The 6,863-nt window shown below is 25.7% G+C and carries 9 protein-coding genes; 4 read left to right on the forward strand and 5 right to left on the reverse strand.

The genetic code is table 11. The annotated features are described in order from the left end of the window. Together ACERKK_RS09495 and ACERKK_RS09500 are read right to left on the reverse strand one after the other, a co-directional pair. Positions 1–376, reverse strand: a 376-nt coding sequence (locus ACERKK_RS09495) for a tetratricopeptide repeat protein (RefSeq protein ID WP_373772846.1), incomplete at its 3' end; no start/stop codon positions are given. Between the two features lie 16 nt (positions 377–392). Continuing rightward, the gene (locus ACERKK_RS09500) at positions 393–590 is read right to left on the reverse strand and encodes a hypothetical protein (RefSeq protein WP_373772847.1); all 198 of its coding nucleotides are present in this window, start codon (positions 588–590) and stop codon (positions 393–395) included. Positions 591–684: 94 nt separating this feature from the next. Between ACERKK_RS09500 and ACERKK_RS09505 the strand changes: the two genes are divergently transcribed. After that, the gene (locus ACERKK_RS09505; RefSeq protein ID WP_373772848.1) at positions 685–942 is read left to right on the forward strand and encodes a hypothetical protein; all 258 of its coding nucleotides are present in this window, start codon (positions 685–687) and stop codon (positions 940–942) included. A 26-nt stretch (positions 943–968) separates the two neighbouring features. Here the strand turns inward: ACERKK_RS09505 and ACERKK_RS09510 are convergent, their stop codons facing one another. From ACERKK_RS09510 to ACERKK_RS09520, 3 genes are all read right to left on the reverse strand, one after another. Beyond that, the gene (locus tag ACERKK_RS09510; protein ID WP_373772849.1) at positions 969–1,388 is read right to left on the reverse strand and encodes a GNAT family N-acetyltransferase; all 420 of its coding nucleotides are present in this window, start codon (positions 1,386–1,388) and stop codon (positions 969–971) included. Positions 1,389–1,399: 11 nt separating this feature from the next. Continuing rightward, positions 1,400–2,167 (reverse strand): TrmH family RNA methyltransferase, encoded by a 768-nt coding sequence (locus tag ACERKK_RS09515; RefSeq protein ID WP_373772850.1) that lies wholly within the window; start codon positions 2,165–2,167, stop codon positions 1,400–1,402. Between the two features lie 87 nt (positions 2,168–2,254). Beyond that, positions 2,255–3,298 (reverse strand): AI-2E family transporter, encoded by a 1,044-nt coding sequence (locus ACERKK_RS09520; protein ID WP_373772851.1) that lies wholly within the window; start codon positions 3,296–3,298, stop codon positions 2,255–2,257. Between the two features lie 154 nt (positions 3,299–3,452). Here ACERKK_RS09520 and ACERKK_RS09525 point away from each other — a divergent pair, with 154 nt between their 5' ends. From ACERKK_RS09525 to ACERKK_RS09535, 3 genes are all read left to right on the forward strand, one after another. After that, positions 3,453–5,186, forward strand: a complete 1,734-nt coding sequence (locus ACERKK_RS09525; protein ID WP_373772852.1) for a long-chain fatty acid--CoA ligase — start codon at positions 3,453–3,455, stop codon at positions 5,184–5,186. Positions 5,187–5,196: 10 nt separating this feature from the next. After that, complete coding sequence (locus tag ACERKK_RS09530; RefSeq protein WP_373772853.1) at positions 5,197–6,471, forward strand: acetyl-CoA C-acyltransferase; 1,275 nt, start codon at positions 5,197–5,199, stop codon at positions 6,469–6,471. A gap of 1 nt (position 6,472) precedes the next feature. Further along, positions 6,473–6,863, forward strand: a 391-nt coding sequence (locus ACERKK_RS09535) for an enoyl-CoA hydratase-related protein (protein ID WP_373772854.1), incomplete at its 3' end; no start/stop codon positions are given.

Below are 6,863 nucleotides of genomic sequence, written 5' to 3' on the forward strand. Positions count from 1 at the left end.
AAGATTGTAAATGGTTTTTATCAATTTTTAATGCACTTAGATACGCTTTTCTTTCATTTTTATAATCTTTTTGCGTTGAATATGCTACTGCTAACCAACTATAATAATCAGCATTTTTATCATCTATTTCTACTGCTTTTTTAAAATGAAAAAGGGCTTTTTTATTCTGTTTTTTAGCTAATAAAAATCTTGCATAGTAATATTGAGAATATGCATCATTTTTATTTTCATTAATCGCTTTTAAAAAGTGATTATAACCCTTATCATATTTTTTTGTATCCAAATAAAATTCACCAGTAATTTGTTTAGTTACACTACAAGCTGTAAAAAATGAAACTATAAAAAACATAAACAATATTTGTAATATCTTTTTCATGTTAGTTCCTTATAAATTAATACCTATTTTTCCATTTGTTTTTTTTATGTTTAGAGTTATTAGAATGTTTATGATATTTATGATTATGATTTGAATAAAAAGAGTGATTATAATGATGAACATCATGAATCCTAATCTCAGGTGATACAACATAGGCATGACAACCTGTAAAAAATACAAAAGCTATAATTGATATAAAAAATATTTTAATCATGATATATCCTTTTCTTTTATTATAGTCTTTTCATGTAGATAAATTGTGTATGTTTATTTTTTTTGTTATACTTGCAAAAAAATTAGGAACATTTATGACTAATATTCAAAAATTAGAAAAAATTTTAAAAGAAGAAGTAATTCCAGAAATGGATGAAAATATTGAAGATTTTATAGATATTGTAGATTCTAAAAAGTGTACAAATGATGATAGAAAAGAGTTAAAATACATGGAAGAGATGAAAGCATACTTTGATGAAGTGCTTTTAGATATTGAAACAAATAATCTTAAAGATGAAGATGCTCTTGATATTTTAGAGGTATTAGAAGAAATGAGATTAGATCAAGAATAAAAAGAAAACTATTTTTAGTTTCCTTTTTATAAAAATAATTCCATAGATTGATGTAATATTCCAGCTTCTTTATATTCACTACCAAAAGCTTTGAAACCTAACTTAATATAAAAATCTAAAGCATGTTTTTGAGAACCTAAATAAACTCTTGAATACTTTTTTTCTTTTGCTTCTTTTATTAAAGATAAAACTATTTTAGCACCAAAACCTTGTCCTCTATATTCACTTAAGATTGCAATACGTCCAATATGACCATCATTTAAAATACGCCCTACTCCAACTGCTTTTTTATCTTTAAATATAATTGCATGAATAGCATTTTCATCATTACCATCAAACTCAATTGATTCTTCAATTCCTTGCTCATTGATAAATACAGTTTGTCTTACAAATCTAATATCATCTTTTGTTTGTTTTGTATAAGATACATTTTTAATTTCAATCATAATTACTTCTTTTATAAGTTAGTGCTTAATTGATAAAATACAATTGATGCAGCAATAGCAGCATTCAAACTTGTAACTTCTTCATCTATATCAATTTTTAAAATAGTATCAGATAAATCAAAAATCTCTTTATCCGCACCATGACCTTCACTACCAATTACAACAGCTGATTTTTGTGTAAACTTATATTTATGTAAACTCACAGCTTGGGGTGCATTTGCAGTTGTTAATACTGAATATCCATTTGTTTTTAGTTTTATTAAATCAGCTTCAAGATTAAAAGATTTATAAACTTTGATATTAAATAAATTTCCAGTAGAAACACGAATACATCTTCTTATAAAAGGTGAACAAGTTTTTTCATCAATTATTAAAGTATTGATATTAAATGCAGCACAAGACCTTACAATAGAACCTACATTTTCAGGTGAAGTAAGACCATTTAAGACTACTACATTTCCTTTGATTTCATCAAAAGAGATAAACTTTGGTCTATCAATTACAGCCATCATTCCTTGATGGATTTTATGCCCTACTATTTTTTTCATAATTTCATTATTTGCTGTAAAAATTGGAAAATCAATCTTTGGACAATTTTCTTCTATAAATTCAATATTTTCTTTTGTTGTAAATACTTTATGAATTTTTGTATTTGTTGAAAAAAGCTTTTTAAAAACATTTTTACTTTCTACTACTACATACTTTTCATCAAGAACTGATTGTTTTAAGGAAATAAATTCTTTTATTAAAGGGTCATTTATATCTATAATTTCATTCATATTTTATAAGAATACTTATAATTCATTCTAAGCCTTTTTTATTAATTAAAGATGGATTATAACAAAAGTAAAGATTTACTTCAATCTTTACCCTTTTATCTCTTTATCTCTTTTACTAGATAAATCAGACATAAGTATTGCAATCCAATAAGTTGCACTATTTGAATTAAAGGCGATTTTTAAAGTCATAGTAATTGGGACAGCTAAGAACATCCCGACAATTCCAAGTATCCAACCCCAAAAAATCAATGAGAAAAATATTACAAGAGGAGATAAGCCAAGCTCTTTTCCCATAAGTTTTGGTTCTATAATATTACTAATTGAGATATTTATTGTTACATAAAAAACTATTAACCATATTGTTGTATTTATATCTGCATTTAATAGTGAAATTAATACAGCAGGAATTGCAGCAATTATTGAACCAACAACTGGAACAAAATTAAATAGCATTGCTAAAACTCCCCATAAAATTGGGTAATCAATACCAAAGAAATATAAAGTTACTGCTATTATAAATCCTGTTAAAAAACTTGTTGTTGATTTTACTAAAAAGTATTTTTGAATATTTTGAGAGAATAAATTAAAATGTTTTAATTTATTTACATTGTATTTAAATATCACTTTTAATTTTGTCTCAAATGATTTAGTTTCTGCAAGAATAAATGCAATACCAATTACTATAAGTAAAAACTTTGATAAAAAAGTTCCAATACTTCCTATAATATTTGTTGTAAAACCAAATAATGAACTAAAGTTTAATGACTCTAATATTGTAGCTTTATCAATAACAAAACCATACTTTTCAAATAAATTAATAGCATCAACAATAAATATTTTAAATTTTTCATCATAAAATGGTAAATTTAATGCAAAATCTTTTAGTGAAATATTTATTATATAACCAATAAGAATTGTGAATAGAACAAATATAGAAATAACCCCAAAATAAGCAAGCATTTTAGGAACAGCTCTTTTCTTTAAAACTTTTAGTAACGTTGAAAAGATAGATGCCATAAATATTGAAAGAAATAGTATAACCACTATTTCACTGGCAACTTTAATACCTGCAATTATAATAATAGAAGTAGCTAGGTAAAAAAAATAAGTTTTTAAATTTAATGAATCCATGTATTAACCTTTGCGCATATTGTAGCAAAATAATAATACTAATTAAATTAGAATTCAATATAAATAAATCATATAAAATATAATATTTTTTTACTATTTAAAATTATTTAGTTATAATTGTTTCATGTAAATATTCGGCTTTAAAGGATATGTTATGAACCCTTATAAATTCAAAACCTACAATGAATTATTTAACTACTTTACTGAAAATACAAATAATGAAAAATTTTTAAATTATTTATCAAATGGAAAATATAAAAGTATCTCAACTAAAGATTTTAGAAACAAAGTAATATGTTTAAGCCTTGCTCTTAAAGATTTAGGAATAAAAAAAGGTGATACAGTTGGGGTATTTGCTATCTCTTCTCCTTTTTGGTTAATTTTTGATTTTGCAATTCATGAAATTGGAGCAATTTCAGTACCAATTTTTTCAAATATTTCTACTGTTAATCTAAATTTTGAAATAAAAGATGCAAGTATAAAATTTATGTTTGTTGATTCAGAAGAAAGAATTAAAGAGATAGAAAATAAACATAAAGATTTAATTTTTATTACTCATAATTTTTGTATAAAAGAAAAGAATTTTTACAATTATGATGAAATACTTGTAACAGGACAACAAATATGTACAGCAAATGGCTATGTGCCATATATTGCTCAAGAAGATGAAGTTTTTTCAATCATATATACAAGTGGAAATACAGGCACTCCAAAAGGAGTAATGTTAACACATAAAAATATTTGCTCACAACTACATGATATAAATACTCTTATAAATTTAGATAAAAAAGAGATAGTTTTATCATTACTTCCATTAGCTCATATATTTGAAAGAACTGTAATGAGTTATTATATAAGTAGAGGTGTTAGTATCTATTTTGTAGATGATATACAAAATGTAGGAAATCTATTAAAAGTTGTTCATCCTACTATTATGACAGCAGTACCAAGACTACTTGAAAAGATTTTTAATAAAATAAAAGTAAATATTTCATGTAAACCTTTTATTTCAAGAACTCTTGCAAATTTGGCTTTTTCATATGCTTTACAATCAAATATGAACAAAGATACTTTTTTATTTAAAATATATGACAAACTTGTATATTCAAAATTTAGAGATATATTTGGCTCAAACTTAACAAAACTAATAAGTGGAGGGGCACCTTTAAATCAAGAAATATATCAATTTTTTGTAAATATTGGAGTAAATATATATCAAGGTTATGGTCTAACAGAGTTTTCACCTGTAATTTCTACAAATTATCCAGGAGCAAATAAAGTTGGGACTTGCGGAAAAGTTATTCCAAGTGCAAGTATTAAAATTACTTCAGATGGTGAGTTATTAGTAAAAGGGCCATCATTAATGAAAGGATATTTAAATCAAGAAAAATTGACAAATGAAACTATTGATAAAGATGGTTGGCTTCATACAGGTGATGTTGCAACATTAGATAAAAAAGGCTATTTACATATAAAAAGTAGAAAAAAAGAGATTTTTAAAACATCTACTGGCGAATATGTTGCAGCTATTTCTATTGAACAACAGTTATCAAAAAATAGATTTATTGAATTTGCAGTAGTAATAGCTCAAAATAGAAAATATACAACTGCCCTACTTTTTGCAGATAAAGATAAATATCAAGAAGAAAAACTTTTAAATAATAGTTTAACAATTGAAGAGTACTATAATCAAGAAAATATAAAAAAAGAGATTCATAATCATATTAATCTAGTTAATTTTGATCTTAATGAATGGGAAAAAGTAGTTCAATATAAACTTATCACAGATGATATTTCTATTGAAGGTGGAGAGTTAACACCATCAATGAAAATTTGTAGAGGTAAAATTGAAGAAAAATATAACAATCTTATAGAAACTATGTATTAAGGAAGCCATCATGAAAGAAAGAATAGCAATAATTGATGGACTAAGAAGTCCAATCGCCAAAGCAAATGGAAAACTAAACAATGTTAGTGCTGATACATTAGGTGCCATCATTACAAAAGAATTAGTTTTAAGAAATGGTATAGATTATAATTTATTTGATGAATTAATCATGGGAAATGTAGCACAACCTGCTAATGCTGCGAATATTGCAAGAGTACTAGCAATACGTGCAGGATTTCCAAATAGTCTTCCTGCTTATACAGTACATAGAAACTGTGCATCAGGAATGCAATCAATTTCATCTGCAATTGAAAAAATAAATTCAAATCAAGGGGATTTATATTTAGTTGGTGGTGTTGAATCTATGAGTAGTATTCCTTTACTTCATAATGATAAGTTTAAAGACTTTATGACTAGATTTACTTATGCAAGAAGTGTTGGTGAGAAATTAAAATTATTATCTACATTTAGAGCAAGTTTTTTAAAACCTGTTATTGGATTAATCACAGGATTAACAGATCCAATTTCAGGAAAAATCATGGGAATTACAGCTGAAAACTTAGCAAACGAATTTAAAATATCAAGACAAGCACAAGATGAATATGCTTTAAATTCACATCTAAAAGCTCAAAAGGCAATTGAAGATGGAATATTAGCAGAAGAAATTCATCCAATTATGACAAAAGATTCTTCTATTGTAGATGATGATGGAGTTAGATTTAATCAAACAATAGGAGCACTTTCTAAACTTCGTCCTATTTTTGATAGATTAAGTGGAACAGTAACAGCTGGTAATTCATCACAAGTTTCAGATGGTGCTTGTTCTTTAATCGTTTGTACAGAATCAAAAGCAAAAGAATTAAATATCGAACCATTAGGTTTTGTTAATGATTATGCTTATGCAGGACTTGATGCTAATAGAATGGGATTAGGTCCTATATATGCAACAAAAAAGTTATTTGATAAAACGGGTACAAAATTAAATGAACTTGATGTTATTGAAATAAATGAAGCATTTGCTGCACAAGTAATAGCAAATCTTGAAGCATTTAAATCAAATGATTTTTGTCAAAAAGCTTTTGGCTGTGATGCTATTGGTGAAATTGATGAAAGTAAATTAAACGTAAATGGCGGTGCAATTGCACTTGGTCATCCTGTTGGAATGAGTGGTGCTAGAATTGTATTAACTGCTCTAAAAGAATTAAAAAGAACAAATAAGAAAAAAGCTCTTGCATCACTTTGTGTTGGTGGTGGACAAGGTGCATCTTTCTTATTGGAGGTTTAAGATGAATAATTTATATTTAGAAATTAATGACAATATTGCAAGATTAACTTTTGATTTAGAAGGTGAAAAAGTAAATAAACTTTCATTTGAAGTATTAGAAGAATTAAATGAAAAAATAGATTTAGTAAAAAATGATTCATCTATTAAAGCCTTAGTAATTCAAAGTGCAAAAAAGAATATATTTGTTGCAGGTGCTGATATAAAACAAATACAAGAAATTACAGATGAAAAAGAAGTTTATAAAGTATTAATGAGATGTCATGAAATATTTAATAAACTACAAAATCTTTCAATTCCTACAATTGCTTATATTAATGGTGCTTGTATGGGTGGAGGACTTGAACTTGCACTTGCTTGTAAATATAGAGTGGCAAGTACAAATGAAAAAACAA

Origin of the sequence: Poseidonibacter sp. (genome assembly GCF_041821165.1) — a bacterium.
Taxonomy (GTDB): Bacteria; Campylobacterota; Campylobacteria; order Campylobacterales; family Arcobacteraceae; genus Poseidonibacter.

Excerpts from the sequence above, each read along its gene's own strand:
- ACERKK_RS09500 (WP_373772847.1), bottom strand. The coding sequence starts at position 590 with ATGATTAAAATATTTTTTATATCAATTATAGCTTTTGTATTTTTTACA.
- ACERKK_RS09505 (WP_373772848.1), top strand. The coding sequence starts at position 685 with ATGACTAATATTCAAAAATTAGAAAAAATTTTAAAAGAAGAAGTAATT.
- ACERKK_RS09510 (WP_373772849.1), bottom strand. The coding sequence starts at position 1,388 with ATGATTGAAATTAAAAATGTATCTTATACAAAACAAACAAAAGATGAT.
- ACERKK_RS09515 (WP_373772850.1), bottom strand. The coding sequence starts at position 2,167 with ATGAATGAAATTATAGATATAAATGACCCTTTAATAAAAGAATTTATT.
- ACERKK_RS09520 (WP_373772851.1), bottom strand. The coding sequence starts at position 3,298 with ATGGATTCATTAAATTTAAAAACTTATTTTTTTTACCTAGCTACTTCT.
- ACERKK_RS09525 (WP_373772852.1), top strand. The coding sequence starts at position 3,453 with ATGAACCCTTATAAATTCAAAACCTACAATGAATTATTTAACTACTTT.
- ACERKK_RS09530 (WP_373772853.1), top strand. The coding sequence starts at position 5,197 with ATGAAAGAAAGAATAGCAATAATTGATGGACTAAGAAGTCCAATCGCC.